Below are 26019 nucleotides of genomic sequence, written 5' to 3'. Positions count from 1 at the left end.
CTTTTAATAACAATACAATGAATAATTGGAATAGGTCGACACCTTTGGAGCGGAGCCGGTTAAAATTGGCAGCATTCACCGAAAGAAAAGGAGAACCACATGCTTGCCCTAGGTTGGATTACATGGATCATTATTGGTGGTCTAGCTGGTTGGATTGCCTCCAAGATTAAAGGCACTGATGCTCAGCAAGGAATTTTGCTGAACATAGTCGTCGGTATTATCGGTGGTTTGTTAGGCGGCTGGCTGCTTGGAATCTTCGGAGTGGATGTTGCCGGTGGCGGCTTGATCTTCAGCTTCATCACATGTCTGATTGGTGCTGTCATTTTGCTGACGATCGTGCAGTTCTTCACTCGGAAGAAGTAATCTGCTTTAAATCCGTAGGGCCTGTTGATATTTCGATATCAACAGGCCTTTTGGTCATTTTGGGGTGGAAAAAGCGCTAGACTTGCCTGTGGATTAAAACTATACGAACCGGTTTGTCTATATTGGTGTTAGACAGTTCGTCGTATCTTGAAACAGACCAACCCGAAAGGACGTGGCCGAACGTGGCTGCTAGCGCTTCAGGCAAGAGTAAAACAAGTGCCGGGGCAAACCGTCGTCGCAATCGACCAAGCCCCCGACAGCGTCTCCTCGATAGCGCAACCAACCTTTTCACCACAGAAGGTATTCGCGTCATCGGTATTGATCGTATCCTCCGTGAAGCTGACGTGGCGAAGGCGAGCCTCTATTCCCTTTTCGGATCGAAGGACGCCTTGGTTATTGCATACCTGGAGAACCTCGATCAGCTGTGGCGTGAAGCGTGGCGTGAGCGCACCGTCGGTATGAAGGATCCGGAAGATAAAATCATCGCGTTCTTTGATCAGTGCATTGAGGAAGAACCAGAAAAAGATTTCCGCGGCTCGCACTTTCAGAATGCGGCTAGTGAGTACCCTCGCCCCGAAACTGATAGCGAAAAGGGCATTGTTGCAGCAGTGTTAGAGCACCGCGAGTGGTGTCATAAGACTCTGACTGATTTGCTCACTGAGAAGAACGGCTACCCAGGCACCACCCAGGCGAATCAGCTGTTGGTGTTCCTTGATGGTGGACTTGCTGGATCTCGATTGGTCCACAACATCAGTCCTCTTGAGACGGCTCGCGATTTGGCTCGGCAGTTGTTGTCGGCTCCACCTGCGGACTACTCAATTTAGTTTCTTCATTTTCCGAAGGGGTATCTTCGTTGGGGGAGGCGTCGATAAGCCCCTTCTTTTTAGCTTTAACCTCAGCGCGACGCTGCTTTAAGCGCTGCATGGCGGCGCGGTTCATTTCACGTTGCGTTTCGCGCCTCTTGTTCGCGATTTCTTTGCGGGCCTGTTTTGCTTCGTTGATTTCGGCAGTACGGGTTTTGGTGAGTTCCACGTTTGTTGCGTGAAGCGTTGAGGCGTTCCATGGGGTGAGAATCATCAGGGCGCGGTTTTTGCGTCGTGTCCACAGGAAGATGCGCTTTTCTTTTTGTTTTGCGCGGTAGATGTCGCGCTGCTCTAGGTGGTGCACTTTGAAATCGTCGGTAAGTGGGTATTTGCGTTCCAAAATGACCATCATGATGATTGTTTGGAGGAGCGTCCACAGGTTGTTGCTGACCCAATAGAGTGCGATTGCTGTGGGGAATGGTCCTGTGAGGCCAAGGGACAGTGGGAAGATCGGCGCGAGGATCGACATCACGATCATGAACTTCAGCATGCCGTTAGAGAATCCGGATGCGTAATCGTTGGTTTGGAAGCTGCGGTACATGGACATCGCCATGTTGATTGCGGTGAGGATTGCGGCTGTGATGAACAGTGGCAAAACGAAACTAAGAACTTCCGCCTGCGTGGTGCTCAAATATTTTAGCTGCTCAGTGGGCATCGAAACATAAGCGGGCAGAGGCACATTGCTCACGCGACCAGCGAGGAAAGATTCCACTTCCTCAGGAGTTAGGAAGCCGATCGACTGGAAGACGGGATTTTCCAAACCACCTTCAGGGCGAGCCATGCGGAGAAGTGCCCAGTAAAGACCAAGGACAATCGGTATCTGGATCAGCCCAGGCACACAACCTGCCAGCGGGTTAATGCCGTATTCCTTATTCAAATCATTCTGGCGCTTCTGCAACTCCCGAATGGACGCTTCATCGTACTTTCCCTTGTATTCTTCCCGGAGCGCAGCGCGGTGAGGACGAATATGTGCGGCAGTGCGGCCCGACTTATACATCTGCCAGGTGAAAGGCGCGATAATTGCACGGATCGTGATGACAAGGCCGAAAAGGGAAAAGAACCACGCCAGTGAATCGTCCAAACCCGCAACGTTGTGAAGAAGCAGGTGCCACAGCTTCATCACTCCAGACACCGGGTAAATCAAAATATCGAGCACTATCGTGTTCGCCTTTCCAAACAGGTGGCACTTCACAGCAGTTGAGTGAAGAGAACCGAAGATCTAAAAACACACAATCAAGCAATAATCGCTATTGCTGATCAGATGTACAATGTTTGAGATATGAATTGATCTCATGTGCACTTGTCTCATGGTACGTGTCTGAAAGTACGGGTACCTAAAAGGACGTTGAGATTCGCCTAACAAAGATTTTGGACGAAAACAGTAACGATGACAGCCACGTTAAGCGCGGAATCTTCTCGCAATGGTAAAAAGCCGCGGCCTCGAGTGAGTGTTTCCCAGGTTGTTGGTGAAATCTTGCTCACCGTAGGCATTTTGGCCTTGTTATTCGCATACTATGAGGCCTATTGGACCAACGTGGAATCTGGGAAATTACAAGAATCGGCTGGTCAAAAGCTTGATGAAGACTGGAATGAAGCTCGGGTGAATCCTCGACAAAAGCTCACCCCGGAACTTGGTGAGGCATTTGCCCGGATGTATGTTCCAGCTTTCGGCTCTGACTTCAACTTCGCAGTGATTGAAGGAACCGATGAGGAAGACCTTCTTGCCGGTCCTGGCCGTTATGTGGATTCCCAAATGCCTGGTGAAGCCGGAAACTTTGCAGTGGCAGGCCACCGAGTGGGCAAGGGTGCGCCATTCAATGATCTAGGAAACCTGGAAGTCTGCGATGCGATCGTGGTGGAGACTTACAATTCCTGGGATGTGTACCGCGTGATGCCGATGTCCACCAACGGTGCAGATCGTGCAGCAGAAGCTGCGGATTGCTTCAACGAAAACCAGGTCAGCCGCATGGCTGAAGGTGACTATGTGAATGTGTCCGGACGAAGCATCACCACTCCGGATCGCATCGATGCCACCTACCCCACACCGGGCGTCTTCGACACTGCAGTGCGTGAAGGATCAGAAGCTCTGCTTACCTTGACCACGTGTCACCCGCAGTTCTCCAACGCTGAGCGCATGATTGTGCACGCAATGTTGGTGGAAGAAATCGATAAATCAAGTGGCGAACGCCCTGCAGCTTTGGAGGAAAACTAAATGTATTCACTTCTGTGGCACTATCTTCCAGGACCTTGGTTTGTAAAACTTCTCATCGTATTGGCGCTCATTGTGTTGGTGTTCTTCCTCCTCATGGATGTTGTGTTCCCATGGGTGTCCACACTGATGCCATATAACGATGTGGCCTTCTAATAGTTAGAGACCAAGATTCTGGATTACTTCCTCAGCGATTAACTGCGCTTTGAGGGATTGATCCTGATTGGTGAACACGATGACCGCGGTGGGGCCGTTTTGAACCGCGTAGAGTGCGCCTGAAGTATCGTTTCCACCTCGGCGGCCACCGGACCACCCTGCGGGTTCCTCAGCGGGCTCAGTGGAATCGATGGGGGCTGCCCAATCCACTACCGCGATAGCGTCATCCGTGGTGGCCATATCGCGGACAATCACCGTGAGTTGTGGTTCTTCGGGGTAGGAGTAAAAAACGCAGGAGGGCGTCGAAAAGCGTTCGTCTGTGCCGTAACCCGTGACGCGCTGGCCGTTGGTATCGGCGACCCAGTCGGTGCCCAGGTAGGGGCATGCGGTTTGTGCGGTGCGTTCGACCGCGGGCATCGCGTCGATGGGAAGGCCGTCAGTAATTACTTCCGGGGCTGCCTCGGTGGTGGTCTCTGGGGTTGCTTCAGGTTCCGCCGGGGTACAAGCGGTGAGCATGATGGAAGCAGCGAGGATAGTAGGTAATGTACGACGCATGCAGTCAAGCCTAGATCGTGTGTCGGAAACCGGACGCAATGAGCTCGATGTTGAAACCCTTGTGAAGAAGGGGAATCAACCGGGCGCGATGAGCTATCGCAACAGTATCCACATTTTGACAGCCTCGCTGCTGGTCGTGGGGTTGGGAGCTTCCGCCCGCCTGACGCTGCCGATGTTTGCGCTGTCGTGCGTGCTGTTGTTTGTGTGGGGTTTTCTGTACTTCTATGGATCAACCAAACGCGTAGATTTGAGCCACGGCATGCAGCTGGGCTGGCTGTTTGTGCTGACGCTGGTGTGGATTTTTATGGTGCCGATCGTGCCCGTGTCCATTTATCTGCTGTTCCCGCTGTTTTTCCTCTATCTACAGGTGATGCCTGACGTGAGAGGCATTATTGCGATTTTGGGTGCGACAGCGATTGCGATTGCCAGCCAGTATTCCGTGGGGTTGACCTTTGGTGGTGTGATGGGTCCGGTGGTCTCTGCGATCGTGACCGTGGCTATTGATTACGCGTTCCGCACGTTGTGGCGGGTGAATAATGAAAAGCAGGAATTGATTGATCAGTTGATTGAAACTCGCTCCCAGCTGGCGGTGACGGAACGAAATGCGGGTATTGCTGCGGAACGTCAACGTATTGCGCATGAAATTCATGACACGGTCGCCCAGGGACTCTCCTCCATTCAAATGCTGCTGCATGTCTCTGAACAGGAGATTCTCGTTGCTGAGATGGAAGAGAAGCCAAAGGAGGCGATCGTGAAGAAGATGCGCCTTGCCCGACAAACAGCCTCCGACAATCTCAGTGAGGCTCGCGCGATGATTGCGGCGTTGCAACCGGCAGCGCTGTCTAAAACCTCCTTGGAAGCAGCACTTCACCGCGTCACAGAACCGTTGTTGGGTATTAATTTTGTGATTTCTGTCGACGGTGATGTTCGCCAACTGCCCATGAAAACTGAAGCCACCCTTCTGCGAATTGCTCAAGGTGCGATCGGAAATGTGGCGAAACATTCAGAGGCGAAAAACTGCCACGTGACACTAACCTACGAAGACACAGAAGTACGCCTTGATGTGGTTGATGACGGTGTGGGTTTTGAGCCTTCGGAAGTGTCCAGTACCCCCGCTGGCCTTGGCCATATCGGCTTAACCGCATTGCAGCAGCGTGCGATGGAATTGCACGGCGAAGTTATAGTGGAATCTGCATATGGGCAGGGTACTGCGGTATCTGCAGCATTGCCGGTGGAGCCACCAGAGGGGTTTGTCGGGGCGCCGGTTTTGGCAGATTCGGACTCAAGTGCTACAGGCGAGGTTGAACTAAGTTCTCCAACTGACGATGAGTAAGGCTAGACTAAAGTACGATTCATCTGCTCATCGATACTCTTGAAGGCGCATTTTCATTCGAAACGAAGTGCGCCATTGGGAAGGACCTAGTTCAAACAATGATTCGCGTGCTGCTTGCTGATGACCACGAAATCGTGAGGCTCGGACTCCGAGCTGTGCTGGAAAGCGCCGAGGACATTGAAGTGGTGGGCGAAGTCTCCACCGCCGAAGGTGCGGTGCAGGCAGCCCAAGAAGGCGGAATCGACGTCATCTTGATGGACCTCCGATTCGGCCCCGGCGTCCAAGGAACCCAGGTTTCCACAGGCGCAGACGCCACCGCAGCCATCAAGCGAAACATCGATAACCCGCCAAAAGTCCTGGTCGTGACCAACTACGACACCGACACAGACATCCTCGGCGCAATCGAAGCCGGCGCACTGGGCTACCTGCTCAAAGACGCCCCACCGAGCGAACTCCTGGCAGCAGTACGATCCGCAGCAGAAGGTGACTCCACACTGTCACCCATGGTTGCGAACCGCCTGATGACTCGCGTGCGCACCCCCAAAACCTCACTCACCCCACGTGAACTGGAAGTTCTCAAGCTGGTTGCCGGTGGATCCTCCAACCGCGACATTGGCCGTATCCTCTTCCTCTCAGAAGCCACGGTGAAATCCCACCTCGTGCACATCTACGACAAGCTCGGCGTGCGGTCACGTACCTCCGCTGTCGCAGCCGCACGTGAGCAGGGGCTGCTGTAGCGGGGGTTGCTGCAAGGCTTTAGGTATCCGCGCCGGGGTTGGCCTACGGGAGCATCCCGAGGCTTTAGCAGGGGCACGGGCTCTGGCTTGGGCTGAGTCAGGGGCGCGGCCAATGCTTTCCGACGCGTGTCTCCACGGCTTTATTTAGTTTTTCAAGAAGTTTGACGAAGGTGCGTAGATCCTCTTCGGGCCAGTCTGAAAGTAACTCGGCATATTTTTCTTGGCTGGATGTGCGTTCCTCGTTGAGCAGTTCATTGCCGAGGTCGGTGGGGTGGAATTTCCGAGCGATTCCACCGTCGGGATCTGGGATGCGTTCGACAAATCCTTTGGTTAGTAGGGCTTTTGTCTGACGGTTAAGGGTAGATGCGTCTAGGCCGGTGATGGCGCTGAGTTCGCCGATGGTGGAGGGGCCACGTAACTGGAGCAGCGTGAGTAGGTTGTAGCCGCTGGAATCGAGGACGCCAGCATTCGTACCTGCTTGGCCGGTGTATTGATTCCGGTGACGGGCGAAGATGGTGGATTCGTATTCCAAGGCCGCGATGGGGTCGGTGCTCATGGCTCTCCAGTTTGCCAGCTATTGCATCTTGCACAAAATGTGTACCATACACATAATGTCATCGAGTCCTCCCGAATCAGCCACACCACAGATCAAATACGGCCTGCTGGTGGTCACTCTCGCCTCAGCTGGTATCACTGTTTCCCTAGCGCAGACCCTGGTTATTCCGATCATTGGTCGGTTGCCCGAGATCTTCAACACCACGGCTGCTAATGCCTCTTGGATCATTACTGTGACGCTGTTGGTGGGCGCAGTGGCGACTCCTGTGATGGGCAGGCTTGCAGATATGTACGGCAAGAAAAAGATGATGCTCATCTCACTTGTCCCGTTCATTCTTGGATCAGTGATCTGCGCTGTGTCGGTGGATTTGATTCCGATGATCATCGGCCGTGGTTTTCAGGGGCTTGGCTCTGGCCTGATTCCTCTTGGCATTTCTCTCATGCATGATTTGTTGCCCCGGGAGAAAGCAGGGTCTGCCATTGCTTTGATGAGTTCTTCCATGGGCATTGGCGGTGCACTCGGTCTACCGCTGGCTGCTGCTATTGCCCAGTTTGCGTCCTGGCGGGTGCTGTTCTGGTTCACCGCTCTGGTAGCGCTTACAGTTGGCGCGGTCATTTGGAAGGCGATTCCTGCTAGACCCAGGATCGTGAGGAGTGGCGGCTTTGATTATTTCGGTGCTCTCGGCCTTGCAATGGGACTTATCGCATTGTTGCTCGCGGTGTCCAAGGGATCAGAATGGGGCTGGAGAAGTGCCCTGACCATTGGGTTATTCGTGGCAGCGCTGGTGATTTTGGTGGGTTGGGGCTGGTTCGAAACCCGCCAGAAATCCCCTTTGATTGATCTGCGCACCACTATTCGGGCGACCGTGTTGATGACAAATATTGCGTCCATCCTCATCGGTTTCACCATGTATGGAATGAATCTGATCCTGCCTCAGGTCATGCAGCTGCCTGTAATTCTGGGCTACGGTCTAGGCCAGAGCATGCTTCAGATGGGCATCTGGCTGATCCCGATGGGTCTAGGCATGATGTTGATTTCGAATGCAGGTGCAGCCATTAGCGCTGCTCATGGTCCTCGTGTGACGCTGACAATTGCGGGTGTTGTGATCGCAGTCGGTTATGCACTTACTGCCACAGTGTTGTTCACTATCGGCAACCGCACACCGGGAGGAGATGCAGACAACGCACTTATTTTGACCACCCTGGTGCTGTTCTCAGTGTGTAGTCTCGTGGTCGGTATCGGCATTGGCCTGGCATTTGGTTCCATGCCTGCCTTGATCATGGGTGCCGTACCAGCCACGGAGAAAGCCGCAGCGAATGGTTTCAACTCTCTTATGCGTTCACTGGGCACCACCGGCTCATCAGCTGTCATCGGTGCAGTGTTGGCCGGAATGATGAGTGGCGGAGTACCCACCTTAGGGGGATTCATGACCACTCTGATCATCGGATGCTGCGCCGCGCTTGTGGCTGCGGTCATCTCCTATTTCATCCCCACCACAACCACTGTGGTGGAAGCAAAATAATCCCGGCAGCGACTCGACCAGCAGCTACTTGTCCAGTAGTCGATCCTGAATCTGATCTGACACCTGGTTCAGATCACGACTGATCGACTGGTGCGCACGGTTCCTCTGCTGTGGAGACATGAACTCAGAGTTATTCGCAGCAGCCTCGAGCTCATTGAGACGCTCTTCAACATCGCGTACAAAGCCAGCAGGGAGGCTGGAGTTCTTTGCGGTTTCGCGAACACCTTGAATACGAGCCTTCAGCGCTGCTGCGTGACCTGCGAATTGGCTAAGCTGCTCCGCGGTGACACCTGCACGACGGGCACGTCCCTTAACAACCTGATCGCGTGCTTCGGTGGAGAGTCGATAAATAATAGGCAGCAGTAGTGGAGTGAGCACACGTGCGGTGCCAGCCCAGCGCTTCACCTTGTCTTTGTTTAGGCGTCCTTGGCGCTTTTGCTCAAGGATATTTTTGGCCATCTTCAGCTCATGCTTGTTGCGCTTCTTCAGGCCCTTTTCTTCAACCTTGAGCAGATTCTTTTCCTGCTGGACAAGAAGCTTCTCGCGCTTGAGATCTAGCTTTGCTTTGTTTTTCGCCTCAGTTTTTACTTTTGCCTCGGCTGCTTTGATCTCAGCTTTGGTCTTCGCGCGTGCGGCTCGGATGGCTTCGAAGATGCCCATTATCGTCTCAACTCTTTCATCGGTCGGTTATTTCTCGACTTCTCGATTCAACTTTACCCACGATGTTGCAATAAGCTCATGTCATTGTGGGAAGAATGCAATCGGAACGGTTAACGCCAAGTGATCTGGTGGGATGTAGGTACCGTCAGGTCCAGCGCATAAATTTCCCAGAAATCTCTCCTTTACCTGCAACAATGCAGCGCAGGGCCCGCCGTGAGGTTGGGTTGACGGAAGTTTTGGATCGTCTCCCAGAGCAGCCCAAAAAGCGGGGCCGAATTCCTTTCACCAGGGCAGATCTAGACAATGATGCTGAATTGGCGGAGTTTGAAACCCTCGAAGCAATTGCAGCCGGCGACACCTTGATTACCGGCGCAGTGTTCACGGGCACCCTCGAAGGGGTGGCATGGGAAGTGCAAGTGGATGTCTTGGTGCGCAACCCTGATGGAAGCTACATGCCCGTGATGGTGAGCAATCACCGTGTCGCCCGTCCGGATCCGCACAAAACTATGCAGGGCATTGCCGTCACCCGCCTCGGTTTGGGTCAGCCGCTAGAGCTCAAGGCAACGCTGCGCCACCACACGATCGATGGCTATCGCCTCACCCTCGCGTTGATGGGTTTGGAGGAAGCTGGAGCAGCACCCGAGTCTTCGATCGGCGCCGTCGTGGGACAGGACCGCGATTGGGCATACCTAGTGGATGTCACCCGCTACGCCCCTGCAGCTCACCGCGCGTTGCTGACCCCGGCGCCGACAGCACCTCGACGGGTAAAAGAGTGCGCAACCTGCAGATTCTGGCCCAAATGCGAACCAGAACTCAAAGCCGCCGATGACATCAGCCTCTTCCTCACCGGCGACCGCGCAGACACCTACCGCGAAAAAGGCATCAACACCACAACAGCGCTTATCGACGCCAACCTCGGCGAAATCTCCCACGTCGCTGCCGCCTGGCGCGCCGAAATCCCCGTCCTTCGACGCGAGGCGCACACCAGCGCCCCACGTTTCGATGTGGAAATCGACGTCGATGTGGAAGCCTACCTAGATTTAGGTGCCTATTTGTGGGGAGCTTGGGACGGCAAAACGTACATACCTTTTGTCATTTGGTCCGATCTCGGTGAGGCTGCCGAAGGTGAGAACTTTGCTCGCTTCTGGTCCTGGCTGAAATCGCGCCGGGACAAAGCTCGCCAGCAGGGACAAACCTTCGGTGTGTTCTGCTATGCCAGCAACGGCGAAAACCACTGGATGCTCTCCACTGCTCGCAGATTCTTCGGCAAAGTCAAAGGTGTGCCCGACGAGCAAGAAATCCGCAGCTTCATTAGCTCTGACCAATGGAATGACATGTTTGCTGTCGCGCGCTCCCAACTTGTTGGCCCCGGTGGTTTAGGTCTGAAACAACTCGCGCCGGCAGCTGGATTCCATTGGGAGGAAGAAGACTTCGCAGGTGAAGATAGCCTCCACGCATATCTCATTGCTTCCACGGCTGCCGAACCAGAAGCTGAGGCCGCTCGTGCTCAATTGCTCAGCTACAACGGCGATGATTGCAGGGCCACCGCAGCGGTTCGCCATTGGCTTCGACAAGGTGCGCGCACGGCACCTGTGCTGGGGAATATTTAAACCAAGGAAGGATTCTCCAGAGCCGTCCTTGGTCTCAAATGCACAGTTTTCGCGGGTCGAAGTGTGCGATTGAGACCAAGGCGGGGAGTTTTTCAGCAGCCCTTGGTTAATTCGGAGCCGCAACCTTTACTTCCAGATCCATTCCTTGCGCGCGGTGCCCAGCGATGGTGCACCAGCCGTCCATGTCTTCGGAAATATCGCCGACGGTCACCGTAATTTCATCACCTGGCGCCACACGTCCGGTTTGCACACCGTTGGCAAATTTCAGATCGTGCACCATGTCGTCTTCGTTGAGCATCGTGACTTCGAGTGATTTACCAGCAGGCACTTCAATCACATCAGGGATAAACACCATGTCACCTGCGGTAATGGTCACAGCATAGACGTCTTCATTTGAGCTTGCCACCGGCGCAACACCGGGGTTGAGCCCACCGAATGCTGCCAAAATCAGGGCAAGCACAGAGATTCCCGCGGTAATTTGATTGAGTCGAGGCTCCTCCGGCGGAGTAATTGGTTCGCGCTTTTTGGTGATCACTCCGCGCTGCGCCCGCACAGCCTTGGGCAGCAGAATGACAAAAACTGCCAACGCTCCGATACTCAGCAGAGACACCACGACGCGCAGCCACGAATTGTCGGTGAGCAGCCAAATCGCCAGGCCACCGTTGATCAGCGTCCACCTAAACAGCCCCGCAGTGTTTAAAATGTGCGTTCCAGTCCGCACCGCGCTCGCGCCGCCACCCATCGTCGACGGCAGTAGATAACTCATCACACCGATCAGAAGCTGCGCGCCAAAGCCGATGACCAGCGCAATCGTGGGAACTTCCACATGGTAAAGCTCGCCGTCATGCATCACCGCCTGCACCGCCAGCCACACAAGCGTGCCCACGAGCCAAAGGGGTGCGGTGGTGGAGGTGGACGTCGAAAAGCTTAAATTGCTTATCGACGCCTTCCCCCACCCCACCATGGCCAGCAACCATGCTGCCACGTACGCGGCCAGGCCTGTGGCGGCGACATAGCCGTTGTTGAGCAGGATGCCCGTGACGATGATCGGCAGGCTCACCGCCATGATCCCCACAGACCACGGGGTGAAATTGTGGCGAATTTTGGTGCGCCAAATCGCGGCGAACAGCACCGACAGCGAACCGAGCGCAGCAAATCCCACGAAACCTAGAAAATTAATCACCGTGTGGGTGAGAAGGACTCGTTCCTGGAGATGTCCCGACAGCTCCTTGGACAACAACGCTCCGGCAAATGCGCCAAACGGCAGGCAGCACGCGCTGGCAACATACGCGATCACTGCCGACGCGAAAGGCTGACCGCGTTTTGCGCTCCGGAACTGTGATGCCAAACTGCCTGCGTGCCACGCCAAAGCACCGCCCACAATCGTCGCGCCGACACTGGTGACGATCCACTGACCGATCATCTGCCCAATAATCGTGACGATAATTCCCACATTCAGCACCCGAATTTTCAGTAGCTGCGCAGGGCGTTTCGATTCCTCAAGCTTTAAATGCAGAAACTTTTCCGTGAAATGCTGCGACCACACCACAATCGAATTGGTGATGGCACCAAGGGTGAAAAGGTGAATGAGAACCCAACGGTATTCCGGCAGGAGCGGGTGGATTATTCCGGCGATTACCAGAACCATCAACCAAATCGATACTGGTCTACTAGCTTTTCTGTGCCAAGTCCGACTGCTCCATGTGGAATCGCTTCTCATGGATTCAACAATAGCGCCGATTTAAACACGGACAAACTCGTATTAATTGGCGTTGCGGGCAAGCCTTGCCAGCGTCACACAAATCGCCAGCACTCCGCAAAGAAGCAGAATCAACCAGCCAATGAACGCCAACCACGGCAAATGCGTAAACGCGAATCCAGAAACCCAACCAATCACCGAGGATCCCACGTAATAACAGAACAAATACATGCTGGAGGCTTCCGCGCGATCCTTCGTTGCGATGATTCCGATCCATCCCGAAGCACTGGAATGCAGTGCGAAAAATGCCGCGGTAAACACAAACAGGGCAACCAACGTGACCCACAAATTATTAATCCCCATCAGTGCCATCGACGCGATCATCGTCAGACTCAAGAAAATAACCGTTGACCCATTGCCGATCTTCTCCCTCAACGCACCCGCCTGGGTGGAACTCCAGGTCCCGGCCAGATACATGATGAACACCGCACCAACCAGCACTTCACTCAGCCCAAACTGATCAATCATGCGGAAACCCAAATAGTTGTACAGCGACACAAAAGTACCCATGCCCAAAAACGCAGTACCAAAAAGCAACGCCAAACGAGGATTCCGCCAATGAGCAGCCATCGCCGAAATCTCATGGCGCAGATTGATATTCTTCGGCTGGAATTTCCGCTGCTTGGGAAGCAACACCACCATGATTACGCCGAAGATCAGCGCAGCGATAGAACTTCCCAGCAGTGCGTTTTGCCAATGAGTTACTTCAAGTAGTCCCGCCGGAATCATACGTCCAGTGAGCCCGCCGACAGTATTTCCCGCGATGTAAATTCCCATCGCATGCCCAATATCCTTGGGGTGAATTTCCTCAGACAACCAGGTCATCGCCACCGCTGGAGTGCCAGCAAGCAGCGCACCTTGGAGACCTCTGAGCAGGATGAGAGCAGTAATATTGGGGACAAGCGGCAAAATTAATCCCACGATGATGGCCAACGTGAGTGAAATTGTCAGCACCCGACCGCGACCAAATTTCTCCGAAAGTATCGACGCCGGAACAATACACAGCGCCAACATTCCAGTCGTAGCCGACACCGTCAGCGCGGACTCAGTGGGCGTAATTCCCAACTCTTCCGTCATGGTGGGAAGCAATGCCTGCGTGCAATAAAGACCATTGAAAGCAGCAAGACCGGCGGCCAGCATCGCAAACACAGCGCGCTTGTAATTGCGTGTTCCTCGCTCGATGCCTTCGTGGCCTTCGTGGCCTTCGTGTGCCTCGACCTTGCTATCTATTGCTTGGCTCATGGAGTTCATCATGCGCCAACAGCAAATATTAGTAAAATGTTAGAAATAGCTGTTTTTGATTCACTTTGTGCATGTAGGCTGTGACCATGGGCAACGACGGCGGAGACCTGCGAATCGACGACCTACGCAGCTTCATTTCAGTCGCTCAATCAGGCCACCTCACCGAAACTGCCGAAAGATTAGGCATCCCGCAGCCCACACTTTCCAGACGAATCAGCCGAGTGGAAAAACACGCAGGCACCCCACTTTTCGACCGCGCCGGCCGCAAACTCGTCCTCAACCAACGAGGCCACGCCTTCCTCAACCACGCCAGCGCCATCGTCGCAGAATTCAACTCCGCCGCAACTGAAATCAAACGCCTCATGGACCCAGAAAAAGGCACAATCCGACTGGACTTCATGCATTCCTTGGGCACTTGGATGGTCCCCGAACTTATCCGAACATTCCGCGCCGAACACCCCAACGTAGAATTCCAACTCCACCAAGCGGCAGCAATGCTCCTGGTAGATCGTGTTTTGGCTGATGAAACTGACCTCGCATTAGTTGGCCCCAAACCTGCCGAGGTTGGTACCTCTTTAGGGTGGGCGCCACTGCTTCGTCAACGACTTGCCCTAGCTGTTCCCGCAGATCACCGGCTTGCCTCCTTTTCTGGCCAAGGAGAATTGCCGTTGATTACTGCGGCGGAAGAACCTTTCGTGGCGATGCGAGCAGGTTTCGGCACCCGACTCCTCATGGATGCATTAGCCGAAGAAGCCGGTTTTGTTCCCAATGTGGTTTTCGAATCCATGGAACTCACCACCGTCGCAGGGCTTGTCAGCGCAGGTCTCGGCGTTGGTGTGGTTCCGATGGATGATCCGTACCTTCCCACAGTGGGAATCGTGCAACGCCCACTTAGTCCACCCGCTTATAGGGAACTAGGTTTGGTGTGGCGACTCAACGCGGGGCCGGCACCTGCGGTGGATAACTTCCGGAAGTTCGTGGCGGGATCGAGGTATGCATTAGAAGAGGGCTGAGCTGTAAGTGTCGTGGGTGCCGTTTTAAGGGGTTGAGTTTTCCCGATGACTAGGAGTTGGTCCAGATTGTGCGTTAGGGGCCCCTAGGGGCGATTCTGGGGCTGGTGTTTTTGTGGCCATGGGGGTTGGTGTTAATCCTGGAGGCTTGCTGCAAGATTGCTGTTAAACTTCTCGTCACGGATCGCTTGGGAAGCCTGGAAATCGAACGAGTTTTTGCATGATCTCTATGGATTGGCGCGAATTTTCGATCGGGAATTGGCGATTTCGCTCTGGCCGGGGACGAAAATTTGCAACCCGGGGCTTGCCACAGCTGGCCTAGCGATCGGGATCGGCGAAAAGTACTTACTGCCCGGCAACAGTGTGTGGATTCACCATTTTTCGCCGGATGCCCGCCGGAAATGGTGAATCCTAACGCTACCCAGTTGAAGACTCCAAAAAGGGCATCAAAAAACCACCCTGGAAAAACCAGAGTGGTTATTGCACGTACTAAAAATGCTTACTTGGAAGCTGCTGCGAAGCGTGCTGCTGCGTCGTCCCAGTTGAAGACGTTCCAAACAGCCTTGACGTAATCTGCCTTAACGTTCTTGTACTGCAGGTAGAAAGCGTGCTCCCACATATCGAGCATCAGAACTGGGGTGATGTCGACGGAGATGTTGCCCTGCTGGTCGGTGAGCTGCTCGATAACCAGGCGACCGGAGATGTGGTCGTAGCCGAGAACTGCCCAGCCGGAGCCCTGCAGGCCGAGTGCTGCGGAGTTGAAGTGATCCTGGAACTTAGCGAAAGAACCGAAGTCGCGGTTGATAGCCTCAGCCAGTTCGCCGGTAGGCTCGCCACCACCGTTAGGGGAGAGGTTCTTCCAGAAAACGGAGTGGTTGGTGTGTCCACCGAGGTTGAATGCAAGGTTCTTGGACAGTGCGCGGATCTGGTCAGGGTTGGTGCCCTCTTCGCGTGCCTTCTCTAGTGCCTCGAGTGCTGCATTTGCGCCTGCAACGTAGGTTGCGTGGTGCTTGGAGTGGTGAAGCTCCATGATTTCAGCGGCGATGTGTGGCTCGAGAGCGTCGTATGCGTAGTCGAGTTCTGGGAGTTCGTATACAGCCATGGGTAAAAAATCCTTTCGTAGGTTTCCGCACCGAGCATATACATCTTTTGAAAATCCGTCAGATGGCGCTTCGCAAAAGTACTTGGTGCGACACCTCCCAATGATAGGCCTTTTTGTTGATATTGCAACGAAATTTTTCAGCCGACCTATTTATCGGGTAGCGGGTCACAAGCCCGGAATAATTGGCAGCTAAGTAGGGTTGAAGGGCATAAGGCTTCCTCAATTTTCGAAAGGAACATTCCTGTTATGGCATGGTTTTTCGCACCCGAACCCGTGATGGTTACCGCTGATGAGGCGCTTAAAGGTGGCAGGCATCCTGTTTTAGAAAATCCTGCGCCGCACACTGTGTTGGGAACTCCTGTGACTGGTCCGTGGAAAGAAGGCCAGCAGCGAATTTGGATTGGCCTTGGTTGTTTCTGGGGTGTGGAGCAAATGTATTGGCAGATGGATGGCGTTGAGGGAACTTCGGTTGGTTACGCCGGCGGTTTCACCCCTAATCCCACTTATCGCGAGGTGTGTTCTGGGCGCACCGGCCACACTGAAATCGTGGAGGTTGTTTACGATCCTTCGAAGATTTCCCTCGAGCAGCTTGTTGCCCGCGGCCTGGAAGCACACGATCCGACTCAGGGTTTCCGCCAGGGTAACGATGTGGGAACGCAGTACCGCTCTGCTTATTACACCGAGAACGAAGAGGACGCTGCGCGCGTAAAAGCCGTGGTCGATGCCTATGGTGAGACGCTGAAGCAGCACGGTTTTGGTGAAATCACCACGGAAATCGGTGTCATTAGCCCGTCTGACTACTTCCTCGCCGAGGATTACCACCAGCAATACCTGGACAAGAATCCCGATGGCTACTGCCCTCATCACTCCACGGGCATCCCGTGCGGGGTAGAAGCTTAAAAGATTTTTGCTTTTCGACGCATCCCTCCACCTCGGATTACGCCTGAGGCATGACTATCGTCGCGCTTCTTTCCGACCTGGACAACACGCGTAGCTACCGCGAAGAACTGTACTAGTTCTTCCATCAGCACCCGCAGTTGTCTTTGCAAGAGTTCGAAACATCCAACGCATTGGTGACACCGGTGTTGTCGCGGTGATCAGCAATGGGGAAGGTCCGGTTGTTGCGCTTCGTGGCGACATTGATGCGTTGCCCATGGCGGAGCGATCCGGCAAAGAATACGCAGCAACCGGAGTGACACAGGTGGATAACACCACCGGTCAAGAAACTCCGGTGGCGCATACCTGTGGCCACGATGTGCATATTTCATCACTGTTGGGTGCGGTGCAGGCGTTCAATTCTCATCGGGAATTGTGGAACGGAACGTTGATGGCCGTTTTCCAGCCAGCGGAAGAGACGGCAGCTGGTGCGAGGATGATGGCGGATCAGGACAACGCGCCGGGAAATCACTCTCCAGCGTTCGCGCCAGATATGCAGCCAACTCTTGATCGTGGTGTGGAAGCGCTGGTTGTAGCTGCTTCTGCGTGGCTAGTAAAATAATTGGCTAATGAATCCTTTTCTTTCGGACACGTTGATTGTCCAGCAGACCTCTTCCTTCCTGTCTAACAACTTTGAGATCTACAATCCAGACGGCGAAGTTGTTATCAGAATCAAAACTGAAGGGTCGTTGGGCTCTCGGCTGGTCAAGGGCGACCGCAGATTCACACTGGAAGACGCCTTCGGCACCCCATTGATGCAGGTGCGCGATCCCATGAACTTTGTTCGCGACACCTATGAAATTGATGATCCAAATGGCAATCCCATTGCTCATGTGCGGAAGCGTTTCACCTTCTTCAACAAGCGGATGGACATCGAACTACCAGGTGACCGCGTTATTGAAATGCACGGTAACTTCCTTGGATTTGAATTTGAGTTCCGCATGGGCGATCGGATTCCTGCGAAAGTAACCCGAAAATGGTCCGGCGCTGGCAACGGATACCTAGGCCGAAGCACCTACGCCCTTATTTTCGATGAAGAAGCCCCTGATGAAATCAGAAAAGTCATCATTGGAGGCATGGTCGCGCTAGATCTGATCCGGGAGAAGGAACGTAATTAAGCCACCCCCGTTTCATGTCTAGAGAGTGAACACTATTAGGCGCTCGGATTAAATGACGAGGTGGCTTAAGGGACTTCGCAGCCTACTTGAGAGATTTTGACAGATAACTAATAACCTCCACTTGGTCGTACTAATCTAACTTAATCTCTCCCTAGGAGTTCTCCCATGGCTTCACGCCGTTTCCGTATGATGCTCACCGCAAGCATCACCGCAGCTTCCCTTGGTTTTTCCCTCACCCCAGCAATCGCCGATGAAGCTGTAACCGTTGCTACGGCACCCTCCGTCGGATTCGATTCCGGCGTCGAACGCGATGCACCATTCACCGCAGTTCCACACGACGTAGTTCTCGGCGTTGGAGCGACCCAGTCCGAGCTCATTTTCAACTGGATCACCGCGCAGGGCCTAACCGGCCAGGTTGCACAGATCTCCCTGGACGATACCTTCGCATCCCCAATCACCGTTGATGCAGTTTCTGAAAACGTCAGCATCGTGAACACCGAAGGCGATTCCCGCGACCGAGCTGAAGGTGAATACGTTGAATACCGCGATGGCGCAGTCAACCGCGCAACCGTAGATAGCCTCGCAGAAAACACCACCTACTCCTACCGCGTCGGCTCCGAAGCTGACGGCTGGTCCGAAGTGCAAACCTTCAACACCGGCACCTACGGTGACAACTGGAACTTCCTCTTCTTCGGCGACACCCAGCTGTACAACACCCACTCCAACCGTGCAGAAGAAGTCCAGAACTGGGCAAACAACCTGGAACGCGCCACCATCGAAAACCCAGGAACCTCCTTCATCCTCTCCGCGGGTGATCAGGCAAACCACTCCAGCTGGGACGAGCACTCCGCATACATCTCCCCAGAAACCCTGCGCAACTACCGTCTGGCCGTGAACAATGGAAACCACGACCAGTACAACTACGACGCCTACAACGCGATGTACCCACGCCCTAACCAGGTCGATGAGAACTACTTCTTCGAGTACAACAATGCACTCTTCCTGTCCCTGGACTCCAACGACTACTTGGACATCGACGACGACATCGCATTCCTTCGCGACACCGTCGCAGCACACGGTGACGACAAGGACTGGATCGTCCTGACCTACCACCATTCCACTTTCTCCCAGGCCTACCACATGGATGACGCTCGCATTAAGTACCAGCGCGAACGCCTCACCCCAGTGATCTCTGAACTGAACGTTGACTTGGTTCTCGGTGGACACGACCACATCTACACCCGCTCCCACCTGATGAACGGCTTCACCCCAGTCGATGCAGGCCGCGAAGCAGTTGTCGGTGAAACTCTGAACCCTAAGGCCGGCGAAGTTGTTTACCTTGCAACCAACTCTTCCTCAGGCTCCAAGTTCTACGACTTCTACGACTTCCAGCTCGGCCAGCGTTACGACACCGGACTGGATTTCCAGGAAACCGTCGATCAGAAGAAGATCCGCACCTACACCGCAGTCTGGAACCAGGACCAGGTTCAGGACTACACCAACGTTGAACTGACCCCAGAAGGCCTGACTGTGACCACTAAGGACGCAGTCTCCGGCGAGCTGGTTGACCAGTTCACCCTGAGCAAGCAGGACCGCGACGAAGAATCTGAAGTCCCAGTTGAAGATGACAAGGACGGAGACAACGCGACCGGCTCCTCCAACCTTGGTCTAGCTGCTATCTTGGCTCCAGTTCTGGCCATCTTCGGTTTCGTCGGTGGACTCTTTGTTGGCGGCGGCTCCCTCGCTGAGTTCTTTGCCAACCTCGGCGTGAAGATGCCTTTCTAATACTGTCTGAGATTCAAGCACCCGCGTTCATTGCGAATGTGGGTGCTTTTGCAATTGGTAGGGCCTGGTCGGCAGAAAACTAATTAGTATTGGGAATATAAAGTGGTCTTGTTCAATTATTTCCAAGGGGTATTGTGCCTCGAGATTTTGAGTCGGCCTTCTCGTTGCTGAAGGATTTGATTCCTTTTGATGCTGCTCAGCTTCTTCATTTAGAAAGAGGCAAGCGCCCACAAGAGGTGTTTCGGACAGGATATTCCTCTAATACTGCTTGGGCTTTGGCACATATGTTTCCTGAGGAGTATCCAGTGGGGTTTACTAACAAAGCTAGCGCTGAGGCGCCTCTGCCTCCCCCAATTTCTACGTCGACCATCAGAGGCGAATACATTCGGGGGAATTTTCCGAGACGATGTCGCAGCTGGGCGAGTGGCACTTGTCCCAGAAGCAGAGCGTTCCACCATGTTGGGTGAACCGATGTCAAAAAAACTAGGGATTCAAGAGGAGATCCGAGAGAAGGTCCAAGGGCCTTCTGAAAAATCAGAGTTAGCGTCTGATCGAACTGAATAAAAGTCCAAAAAGTGGGGCACCAATTATTCAATAATTGGTGCCCCAACTTTTGGAGTTATTTATTAAGGGTTGGATGCTATGCGGCTGATTCTGTAAAAGTGAATTGAAGTCCTAGGTGGGATGCGAGGCTTTCAAGTGTGGAAAAAGTGGGATTGGCGAGGCCACGTTCAATCTTGCTTATTTCTGCCTGTTGGACTCCAGAAGCTTCAGCAAGTTGAACTTGGGTGACTCCTCGTTGTTTCCGAGCCTTGACTAGTTTTTGGCCAAGAGCTTTTCGTGAGGCGAGTTCTTGAGTGATTAGCGCGGAAGCGTCCTCGTAATCTTGCTTAGCTTCTTTACTCCATGTTGACTTCTCTGATTGTGCTAGAGAACTAAAACTCTTTAATGACATGTTGCTGACTCCTATTGCCAATTCGCGAGACAAGTAAAAGCACAAATCCAAATATATGTTTTGACACATATTCTATCAATGGTCACTGTTTGGCTTTCCATGCTTTGAGGACTTTTCGGGCTCGCTTAATTTCAGTTTCTTGGCGCTTCTTTGAAGAGTCTCGCTGTTTGTTATATCCGCCGAGTAGCAAGACAATCTTCTTTCCATGAAAAGTACAAAATACCCGAAGCAACACCGGTGAGTTTTCTCCAGCGTTGAGGGCTAGTTCTGAGCCTGAATTTCTAGTGAGGTTCTTGAGATTTTTTTACGGTATGTCTAATCCTAATTTCGTAAAGGCCCTGGCCCAGCGCTTTTCCCCATTCAGTCTGGCAAATGTTAATGCCTAGAGGAGTTAGAATATTTTCGATGGTCAAGATAACTGCAGCGCGCTCGTGTTCCTTTAGAGAGTTGAAGAATTTTGGGAAATCACCATCTTCGTCGTAGTGGACAGTCCAAGTATTTTCCGTGAAGTCACTCATGTTTCCTCTAAACTGGGTCGACTGCAGAACACACGGTTGTGGGGTGGGAAAGGTTTGTGGCTTTTCTCCTAAGAGTAGATGTCCCAAATTGAAAGTGCTGATTTCAACATTTTTTGACTGAATATGCCGATTGCAAGAAACGAGAAGGTGCCCATCCAAACGGATGGGCACCTTTTAATAGCTAAGGAGAGAAACTTTTAAATCTCCGCCGCTGCAGAACGAGTTGCGTCAGAAACTGGAACCATCTTGGCCAGCTGGGTGACGTGGCGTGGCTCGAGTTCTTCGAGGGAGGAAACACCGAGGAGAGCCATGGTGCGGGTGATCTCGCTGCGGAGAATGGCGATGGTGCGGTCGACGCCTTCGCGGCCTCCGGCCATGAGTCCGTAGAGGTAGGCACGACCGATGAGGGTGAAGTCAGCGCCCATGGCTACGGCTGCGACGATGTCGGCGCCGTTCATGATGCCGGTGTCGATCATGATGGTTGGTTCAGATCCGACTTCCTTGCGTACCTGTGGCAGGAGGTGGAATGGGACTGGTGCGCGGTCGAGTTGACGGCCACCGTGGTTGGAGAGGATGAGGCCGTCGACGCCTTGGTCGAGGAGTTTGACGGAGTCTTCAACGTTCTGGACACCCTTGACTACGAGCTTGCCTGGCCACATTTCACGGATGACCTTGAGGTCTTCGTAAGAAATGGTGGGATCCATCGCGGAGTTGAGGAGGTCGCCCACGGTTCCGCCGGTCGAGGAAAGGGATGCGAACTCAAGGGTTGGGGTGGTCAGGAAGTCGATCCACCACCATGGGCGTGGGATTGCATTGAGCACGGTGGATGGGGTCAGCTGTGGCGGGATGGAGAATCCGTTGCGGGAATCGCGGATGCGGTAGCCGGCGATGGGGGTATCCACGGTGAACATCAGGGTGTCGAATCCTGCTTTGGCTGCGCGTTCGACGAGGCCGTAGGAGATTTCGCGGTCGCGCATGACGTAGAGCTGGAACCAGTTTCGGCCGTTGGGGTTGGTGGCCTTGACGTCTTCGATGGAGGTAGTGCCCAGGGTGGACAGGGTGAAAGGAATTCCTGCAGCGCCTGCAGCTCCGGCACCTGCGATTTCACCTTCGGTCTGCATGAGGCGGGTGAAGCCGGTTGGTGCGATGCCGAATGGCATGGAGGAGGTTCCGCCCAGGATTTGGGTGGTGGTGTCTACGTGTTCTGCAGGCTTGAGGATGTCTGGGTGGAATTCGATGTTTTCGAATGCTTCACGTGCGCGTGTGATTGAGAGTTCGGCCTCGGCTGCGCCGTCGGTGTAGTCGAACGCGGCAGCTGGGGTGCGTCGTTTAGCAATTTTACGCAGGTCGTAGATGGTGAGCGCGGAGTCTAGGCGTCGTTTCTTGCCGTTGAGCTCTGGCTTTTTGAACTTCATGAGTTCGAGTAGTTCTGCGGGGTTGGGCAGTTGACGTTTCACCATGGGTGGTTCCTTTCGGAGGGGTTTTACTTAGATTTTAGTTCTCTTGGTGCGCGACGCGTTGGATGAAGAACGAGGCGATCACAGAGAGAAGGCAACATGCAGCGACGTAGACGGCGATTGGCCACCATTGTCCGCCGGAGATTTCGAACAGCCATGCTGCGATAATGGGTGCGGTACCGCCGAAGAGTGCTGCTCCGACTTGGTAACCCAGGGTAGCGCCGGTGTAGCGGACCTCAGGTGCGAAGTTTTCTGCGATGACGGTTCCGAGGATTGCGTTGACGCTACCCCAGAGGATGCCGAAGCCAATCACGGTAGTGATAAACAGTGCCCAAATTTCGCCGGTGTTGAGGACCAAGTAGTAAGGGACAATCAGCACGATGGTTGCGGATGCACAGATCCTGTAGAGCACTGCACGGTTGACGCGGTCGGAGAAGGATCCGAACAGTGGCATCCAGATGGTGGCAACGAGGGCGGCGCAAGCAACTGCCAGAAGGACAATGTTGTCGCGGATGTTCAGGAAGTTGGTTGCGTAAGCAACGATGTAGGTGCCGAAGATGTAGAAGGGGCCGGTCTCGGCAGCTTTTGCGCCGATGGAGACCAGAACGGCTGGCCAGTACTTGGTCAGAACTTCCTTCAGAGGCATCTTTACCTGCTGGCCGGAATCGCGGATACGCTTGAACTCGGGGGTTTCATCAAGGCCGTTTCGGATGAACAGGCCGATGAACACTAGGAGGATGGATCCGACGAATGGGATGCGCCAGCCCCAGGTGAGGAACTGATCTTCCGGCATGAGGGTGAGCAGAGAGATCACGCCAGCTGCAAGCAGCATGCCCAGGGAAATGCCCATTTGAGGAACTGCGCCGTAGAGCCCACGCTGCTTCTTTGGAGCGTATTCGTATGCCAGGAGCAGTGCGCCACCCCATTCGCCGCCAATTCCGATGCCCTGCAAAATGCGGAGGAACATCAGAAGGATTGGTGCCCAAATGCCGATGGCGTTGTAGTCGGGCAGCAAACCAATGGCGACGGTGCCGCCACCCATGAGCATCAAGGTGATGAACAGGGTCTTCTTACGCCCAATGCGGTCGCCGATGTGGGCGAAGATGACGCCACCAATGGGGCGGAAGAAGAAGGTCAGGGAGAAGGATGCGTACGCCAGGATTGTGGAGAGGAACTCGTTGCCGCTGGGGAAGTACATCTTGTTGAAGACCAGCGCGGCGACGGTTCCGTAAACCAGGAAGTCGAACCATTCGATAACGCTGCCACTCAAGCTGCCCAGCAGGACGCGCTTGTTGAGTTGCTGCTTGGGCGGTGAGTTTTGATCTACTGCGGTTGTCATGGTGACCTCTTCTCTGAAACGGACGGCGGGAGTAAACGGGCTGAAACCGATTGGCCCAACCTCATGGTCAGACCACAAGAATGTAAGGCGTGTCACCTTTAATTGTCAATGGGGTGTGGAAAACAGTCGAATCCAATTACCCCCATTTAAGCAACAGAGTTAGTTAATCTGCATGACCGGAAACGGCCACGGACGCTTCATGTGAGGTGGGTGTTTTTCAAAGGGGTAACCCAAAGAAACCTCCACGTGGCTTACCCCATCAACGCGGGTTTCGGCAGGAATATGTAGGTGACCGTGAATGGCCATGAGAGCGTTGAATCGTACGGCCCAATCCCTGGTGGCGGTGGTTCCACACCACAGCGCGATGTCTTTTTGGAAGAGCCGGTGGGTGGGCTCAATGACCAGCGGCCAGTGATTGACCAGGACTTTTGGGCCTTTGGTGGCTTTTAGGCGGTCTTCTGTGTAGGTGACTCGTTCGGCGCACCAGGCGGGGATGTCTACGTAGGGGGCGATGGCTAGTTCGTCGTCTAGCTTTATTTTTGCTTGGGCGAGGGCTTGTTTCGCGGTGAGGCCGAGGGGACGGAAAGAGTAATCGTAAAGTGTGAAAAGTGGGCAGATGGTGACGCCACCAAAGATCGGATAGGGATCTTCGGGGGTGATCACGCCGATGGCTCGGAGTTGTCCGACTAATGCTCGGTAGCGGGCTTTGCCGTTGACGCGGTCTGTTTTCCGGTTGAAGAGTTCGTGGTTGCCCGGCACCCAAATCACGGTGTCAAAGCGTTTGACCAGCGCGGATAAGGTACGTACCACATCGGGGATTTTCTCTGCTACATCGCCAGCGACGATCAGCCAGTCGCCGGGGTCCTGCGGCATGAGGGCATCAACGGTGTTTTGGTTTTGGGCGAAGGTGACGTGTAGATCTGAAACCGCCCACAGAGTGCGGGACATTTAGGCCTCGGCGGCAGCGGTTTCTTCGTAGTAGCCTTCGATGTGTTCTTTGATCAAGGTTGCGGCCACTGTGGATTCGCCTGCGCGAAGTGCTGCGAGGATTGCGCGGTGTTCTTTCTGCAGACGCGCCGAGGTGGCTCGCCAATCGGGGAGCGCCCGGGCCCTGGCAACGGTGTGATCTGCCACGGACAAACGGAGGGCTTCCATGAGCGTACTGATCAGAGGGTTTTCCGCGCCTTTGGAGATAACAACGTGGAATTCGGCGTCGAAACGCAAAAAATCCTCGAGCGGTAGCGAGGGGTCGTCCATCTTTTCCAGCAACGCTTCTGCCACGTCCCAGTCGCCACGTTCGGCGCTGGAATGCAGGGCAGCCCAGCCTTCAAGGAGTTGGCGGGTTTCATAAATATCGTGGTGGCCGACCTGGTTGGTGACCAACTGCAGCGTCACGGAGAGGGAAAGCGCCTGGCCAGGGGCAGCAGTGATGATGGTGCCAGACCGCGGGCCGGATCCGGTGGCGGTGGAAATGGTGCCGAGGGCTTCGAGCACACGAAGCGCCTCGCGCAGGGAGCTTCGGGAAACTCCGAGGGTTTCGGAGAGCGCCCGTTCGCTGGGGAGGTGGTCACCGATTTTTAGGCGACCGCTGCGGAGCTCCTCGGTGACCCAATCCATGACAGATTCATGTGCTTTCACACTCATTAGTATTTCAGAGCCTTAATCGCGGACAGCCGTTAGGAGGCTATCAAGGAGGCGGATTAGTTCACCGGGGCGTCGATCATTGGGCGCAAAAGTGCCGTTGTTGTTCTCGGTGAAGGTGGAAAAGGATAGCTGGCTGCGGATATCGTACATGTTGAAGGTGGCGACGATCTGACGCCACTGTTCGACAACACGGATCCCTTCGACTGCACCGTAGGAAATGAAACCGACGGTTTTGTTCAGCCATTCATTGCCCAGGATGTCATACGCATTTTTGAACGCGCCGGGCACACCGTGGTTGTATTCCGGGGTGATGAAAAGGAAGGCATCGCAGGCATCAATGGCCTGTGACCAGGCAGTTACGCGCGGGTCGTCGTACTGTTTATCCGCGGAACCTGGAACTGTCGCGGATTCCAACAGGGGCACGTTGAAAGCTTTGAGGTCGATGAGTTCAAATTCCACATCGGGTGCGTCATAAGCCCCGATTTGTTCCATGACCCAATCGGCAACGCCTTGGCCGAAGCGGCCTTCGCGGATACTGCCCAGGATGACACCAATTTTCATAGCAACCCCTTTCCGGAAACAATAAAGGC

At 54.1% G+C, this 26019-nt stretch carries 25 protein-coding genes and 1 pseudogene; 13 read left to right on the top strand and 13 right to left on the bottom strand.

Annotation, left to right across the window (positions count from 1 at the left end; all coding sequences use genetic code 11):
- Positions 1–99 precede the first annotated feature (99 nt).
- Together CGL_RS14630 and mcbR are read left to right on the top strand one after the other, a co-directional pair.
- Positions 100–363, top strand: a complete 264-nt coding sequence (locus CGL_RS14630; RefSeq protein ID WP_011015510.1) for a GlsB/YeaQ/YmgE family stress response membrane protein — start codon at positions 100–102, stop codon at positions 361–363.
- A gap of 182 nt (positions 364–545) precedes the next feature.
- A complete protein-coding gene (gene mcbR / locus CGL_RS14625) occupies positions 546–1187 on the top strand; it encodes a TetR/AcrR family transcriptional regulator MbcR (protein WP_011015509.1) in 642 nt (213 codons plus the stop codon).
- Here mcbR and yidC read toward each other — a convergent pair.
- A complete protein-coding gene (gene yidC / locus CGL_RS14620; protein WP_011015508.1) occupies positions 1114–2382 on the bottom strand; it encodes a membrane protein insertase YidC in 1269 nt (422 codons plus the stop codon). The genes mcbR and yidC overlap by 74 nt on opposite strands.
- Before the next feature lie 231 nt (positions 2383–2613).
- Between yidC and CGL_RS14615 the strand changes: the two genes are divergently transcribed.
- Complete coding sequence (locus CGL_RS14615; protein WP_011015507.1) at positions 2614–3438, top strand: class E sortase; 825 nt, start codon at positions 2614–2616, stop codon at positions 3436–3438.
- Positions 3439–3591 carry a hypothetical protein gene (locus CGL_RS15475; RefSeq protein ID WP_003858985.1) on the top strand — a complete coding sequence of 51 codons (153 nt, stop codon included), beginning with the start codon at positions 3439–3441 and terminating at the stop codon, positions 3589–3591. It abuts the gene before it with no gap.
- Positions 3592–3594: 3 nt separating this feature from the next.
- On the opposite strand, the gene CGL_RS14610 is transcribed toward CGL_RS15475, so the two are convergent.
- Complete coding sequence (locus CGL_RS14610) at positions 3595–4146, bottom strand: DUF2020 domain-containing protein (protein ID WP_011015506.1); 552 nt, start codon at positions 4144–4146, stop codon at positions 3595–3597.
- Here CGL_RS14610 and CGL_RS14605 point away from each other — a divergent pair.
- Positions 4145–5479: a sensor histidine kinase gene (locus tag CGL_RS14605; RefSeq protein WP_011015505.1), complete on the top strand. Its 1335-nt coding sequence runs from the start codon at positions 4145–4147 to the stop codon at positions 5477–5479. The two genes, CGL_RS14610 and CGL_RS14605, sit on opposite strands and share 2 nt — an antisense overlap.
- A 98-nt stretch (positions 5480–5577) precedes the next feature.
- A complete protein-coding gene (locus tag CGL_RS14600) occupies positions 5578–6216 on the top strand; it encodes a LuxR C-terminal-related transcriptional regulator (RefSeq protein ID WP_003862544.1) in 639 nt (212 codons plus the stop codon).
- A 97-nt stretch (positions 6217–6313) separates the two neighbouring features.
- Here the strand turns inward: CGL_RS14600 and CGL_RS14595 are convergent, their stop codons facing one another.
- A complete protein-coding gene (locus CGL_RS14595; RefSeq protein ID WP_003862546.1) occupies positions 6314–6772 on the bottom strand; it encodes a MarR family winged helix-turn-helix transcriptional regulator in 459 nt (152 codons plus the stop codon).
- 55 nt (positions 6773–6827) lie between these two features.
- Here CGL_RS14595 and CGL_RS14590 point away from each other — a divergent pair, with 55 nt between their 5' ends.
- The gene (locus CGL_RS14590) at positions 6828–8294 is read left to right on the top strand and encodes an MFS transporter (protein ID WP_011015504.1); all 1467 of its coding nucleotides are present in this window, start codon (positions 6828–6830) and stop codon (positions 8292–8294) included.
- A 24-nt stretch (positions 8295–8318) separates the two neighbouring features.
- Here CGL_RS14590 and CGL_RS14585 read toward each other — a convergent pair whose 3' ends face one another.
- Positions 8319–8954 (bottom strand): DUF6474 family protein, encoded by a 636-nt coding sequence (locus tag CGL_RS14585; RefSeq protein ID WP_011015503.1) that lies wholly within the window; start codon positions 8952–8954, stop codon positions 8319–8321.
- Positions 8955–9148: 194 nt separating this feature from the next.
- Between CGL_RS14585 and CGL_RS14580 the strand changes: the two genes are divergently transcribed.
- Positions 9149–10564 (top strand): TM0106 family RecB-like putative nuclease, encoded by a 1416-nt coding sequence (locus CGL_RS14580; protein WP_011015502.1) that lies wholly within the window; start codon positions 9149–9151, stop codon positions 10562–10564.
- Positions 10565–10670: 106 nt separating this feature from the next.
- Here CGL_RS14580 and CGL_RS14575 read toward each other — a convergent pair whose 3' ends face one another.
- Positions 10671–12212, bottom strand: coding sequence for a cupredoxin domain-containing protein (locus CGL_RS14575; RefSeq protein ID WP_011015501.1), 1542 nt, complete (start codon positions 12210–12212; stop codon positions 10671–10673).
- A gap of 114 nt (positions 12213–12326) precedes the next feature.
- Positions 12327–13577, bottom strand: a complete 1251-nt coding sequence (locus CGL_RS14570; RefSeq protein WP_011015500.1) for an MFS transporter — start codon at positions 13575–13577, stop codon at positions 12327–12329.
- 74 nt (positions 13578–13651) lie between these two features.
- Here CGL_RS14570 and CGL_RS14565 point away from each other — a divergent pair, with 74 nt between their 5' ends.
- Entirely contained in the window at positions 13652–14578 is a 927-nt protein-coding gene (locus CGL_RS14565; protein WP_011015499.1) for a LysR family transcriptional regulator, read from the top strand.
- 496 nt (positions 14579–15074) lie between these two features.
- Here CGL_RS14565 and CGL_RS14560 read toward each other — a convergent pair whose 3' ends face one another.
- On the bottom strand, positions 15075–15677 hold the full coding sequence (locus CGL_RS14560) for a superoxide dismutase (RefSeq protein WP_003862560.1): 603 nt from the start codon (positions 15675–15677) through the stop codon (positions 15075–15077).
- A 246-nt stretch (positions 15678–15923) separates the two neighbouring features.
- Between CGL_RS14560 and msrA the strand changes: the two genes are divergently transcribed.
- From msrA to CGL_RS14540, 4 genes and pseudogenes are all read left to right on the top strand, one after another.
- The gene (msrA, locus tag CGL_RS14555; RefSeq protein WP_011015498.1) at positions 15924–16577 is read left to right on the top strand and encodes a peptide-methionine (S)-S-oxide reductase MsrA; all 654 of its coding nucleotides are present in this window, start codon (positions 15924–15926) and stop codon (positions 16575–16577) included.
- Positions 16578–16627: 50 nt separating this feature from the next.
- Positions 16628–17064, top strand: a pseudogene (locus CGL_RS14550) (M20/M25/M40 family metallo-hydrolase); the annotation flags it as partial.
- Between the two features lie 118 nt (positions 17065–17182).
- Positions 17183–17731, top strand: a complete 549-nt coding sequence (locus CGL_RS14545) for an LURP-one-related/scramblase family protein (protein ID WP_011015495.1) — start codon at positions 17183–17185, stop codon at positions 17729–17731.
- A gap of 165 nt (positions 17732–17896) precedes the next feature.
- Positions 17897–19516 carry a purple acid phosphatase family protein gene (locus CGL_RS14540; protein WP_011015494.1) on the top strand — a complete coding sequence of 540 codons (1620 nt, stop codon included), beginning with the start codon at positions 17897–17899 and terminating at the stop codon, positions 19514–19516.
- Positions 19517–20156: 640 nt separating this feature from the next.
- On the opposite strand, the gene CGL_RS14535 is transcribed toward CGL_RS14540, so the two are convergent.
- The 6 genes from CGL_RS14535 to CGL_RS14505 all read right to left on the bottom strand — a co-directional run bounded on the left by CGL_RS14535 (position 20157) and on the right by CGL_RS14505 (position 25990).
- Positions 20157–20471, bottom strand: a complete 315-nt coding sequence (locus CGL_RS14535) for a helix-turn-helix domain-containing protein (RefSeq protein ID WP_020948652.1) — start codon at positions 20469–20471, stop codon at positions 20157–20159.
- A 715-nt stretch (positions 20472–21186) separates the two neighbouring features.
- The gene (lldD, locus tag CGL_RS14525) at positions 21187–22449 is read right to left on the bottom strand and encodes a quinone-dependent L-lactate dehydrogenase (RefSeq protein WP_011015490.1); all 1263 of its coding nucleotides are present in this window, start codon (positions 22447–22449) and stop codon (positions 21187–21189) included.
- Between the two features lie 34 nt (positions 22450–22483).
- Positions 22484–23785 carry an MFS transporter gene (locus CGL_RS14520; RefSeq protein WP_011015489.1) on the bottom strand — a complete coding sequence of 434 codons (1302 nt, stop codon included), beginning with the start codon at positions 23783–23785 and terminating at the stop codon, positions 22484–22486.
- 159 nt (positions 23786–23944) lie between these two features.
- Positions 23945–24733 carry a metallophosphoesterase family protein gene (locus tag CGL_RS14515; protein WP_011015488.1) on the bottom strand — a complete coding sequence of 263 codons (789 nt, stop codon included), beginning with the start codon at positions 24731–24733 and terminating at the stop codon, positions 23945–23947.
- The gene (locus tag CGL_RS14510; protein WP_011015487.1) at positions 24734–25429 is read right to left on the bottom strand and encodes a FadR/GntR family transcriptional regulator; all 696 of its coding nucleotides are present in this window, start codon (positions 25427–25429) and stop codon (positions 24734–24736) included.
- A 15-nt stretch (positions 25430–25444) separates the two neighbouring features.
- A complete protein-coding gene (locus CGL_RS14505; RefSeq protein WP_011015486.1) occupies positions 25445–25990 on the bottom strand; it encodes an NADPH-dependent FMN reductase in 546 nt (181 codons plus the stop codon).
- Between the last annotated feature and the right edge of the window lie 29 nt (positions 25991–26019).

The sequence above is a fragment of the Corynebacterium glutamicum ATCC 13032 genome (assembly GCF_000011325.1).
In the GTDB taxonomy this organism is placed as follows: Bacteria; Actinomycetota; Actinomycetes; order Mycobacteriales; family Mycobacteriaceae; genus Corynebacterium; species Corynebacterium glutamicum.
Note: the sequence above shows the minus strand (reverse complement) of the source record. Positions and strands in the feature narration are given on the sequence as shown.

Excerpts from the sequence above, each read along its gene's own strand:
- CGL_RS14540 (WP_011015494.1), top strand. The coding sequence starts at position 17,897 with ATGGCTTCACGCCGTTTCCGTATGATGCTCACCGCAAGCATCACCGCA.
- CGL_RS14575 (WP_011015501.1), bottom strand. The coding sequence starts at position 12,212 with ATGGTTCTGGTAATCGCCGGAATAATCCACCCGCTCCTGCCGGAATAC.
- msrA (WP_011015498.1), top strand. The coding sequence starts at position 15,924 with ATGGCATGGTTTTTCGCACCCGAACCCGTGATGGTTACCGCTGATGAG.
- CGL_RS14560 (WP_003862560.1), bottom strand. The coding sequence starts at position 15,677 with ATGGCTGTATACGAACTCCCAGAACTCGACTACGCATACGACGCTCTC.
- CGL_RS14535 (WP_020948652.1), bottom strand. The coding sequence starts at position 20,471 with ATGTCATTAAAGAGTTTTAGTTCTCTAGCACAATCAGAGAAGTCAACA.
- CGL_RS14615 (WP_011015507.1), top strand. The coding sequence starts at position 2,614 with ATGACAGCCACGTTAAGCGCGGAATCTTCTCGCAATGGTAAAAAGCCG.
- CGL_RS14580 (WP_011015502.1), top strand. The coding sequence starts at position 9,149 with ATGCAGCGCAGGGCCCGCCGTGAGGTTGGGTTGACGGAAGTTTTGGAT.
- CGL_RS14505 (WP_011015486.1), bottom strand. The coding sequence starts at position 25,990 with ATGAAAATTGGTGTCATCCTGGGCAGTATCCGCGAAGGCCGCTTCGGC.
- CGL_RS14565 (WP_011015499.1), top strand. The coding sequence starts at position 13,652 with ATGGGCAACGACGGCGGAGACCTGCGAATCGACGACCTACGCAGCTTC.
- CGL_RS14520 (WP_011015489.1), bottom strand. The coding sequence starts at position 23,785 with ATGACAACCGCAGTAGATCAAAACTCACCGCCCAAGCAGCAACTCAAC.
- CGL_RS14590 (WP_011015504.1), top strand. The coding sequence starts at position 6,828 with ATGTCATCGAGTCCTCCCGAATCAGCCACACCACAGATCAAATACGGC.
- CGL_RS14605 (WP_011015505.1), top strand. The coding sequence starts at position 4,145 with ATGCAGTCAAGCCTAGATCGTGTGTCGGAAACCGGACGCAATGAGCTC.
- CGL_RS14595 (WP_003862546.1), bottom strand. The coding sequence starts at position 6,772 with ATGAGCACCGACCCCATCGCGGCCTTGGAATACGAATCCACCATCTTC.
- CGL_RS15475 (WP_003858985.1), top strand. The coding sequence starts at position 3,439 with ATGTATTCACTTCTGTGGCACTATCTTCCAGGACCTTGGTTTGTAAAA.
- CGL_RS14600 (WP_003862544.1), top strand. The coding sequence starts at position 5,578 with ATGATTCGCGTGCTGCTTGCTGATGACCACGAAATCGTGAGGCTCGGA.
- lldD (WP_011015490.1), bottom strand. The coding sequence starts at position 22,449 with ATGGTGAAACGTCAACTGCCCAACCCCGCAGAACTACTCGAACTCATG.
- CGL_RS14515 (WP_011015488.1), bottom strand. The coding sequence starts at position 24,733 with ATGTCCCGCACTCTGTGGGCGGTTTCAGATCTACACGTCACCTTCGCC.
- CGL_RS14610 (WP_011015506.1), bottom strand. The coding sequence starts at position 4,146 with ATGCGTCGTACATTACCTACTATCCTCGCTGCTTCCATCATGCTCACC.
- CGL_RS14630 (WP_011015510.1), top strand. The coding sequence starts at position 100 with ATGCTTGCCCTAGGTTGGATTACATGGATCATTATTGGTGGTCTAGCT.
- CGL_RS14510 (WP_011015487.1), bottom strand. The coding sequence starts at position 25,429 with ATGAGTGTGAAAGCACATGAATCTGTCATGGATTGGGTCACCGAGGAG.
- CGL_RS14570 (WP_011015500.1), bottom strand. The coding sequence starts at position 13,577 with ATGATGAACTCCATGAGCCAAGCAATAGATAGCAAGGTCGAGGCACAC.
- CGL_RS14585 (WP_011015503.1), bottom strand. The coding sequence starts at position 8,954 with ATGGGCATCTTCGAAGCCATCCGAGCCGCACGCGCGAAGACCAAAGCT.
- CGL_RS14545 (WP_011015495.1), top strand. The coding sequence starts at position 17,183 with ATGAATCCTTTTCTTTCGGACACGTTGATTGTCCAGCAGACCTCTTCC.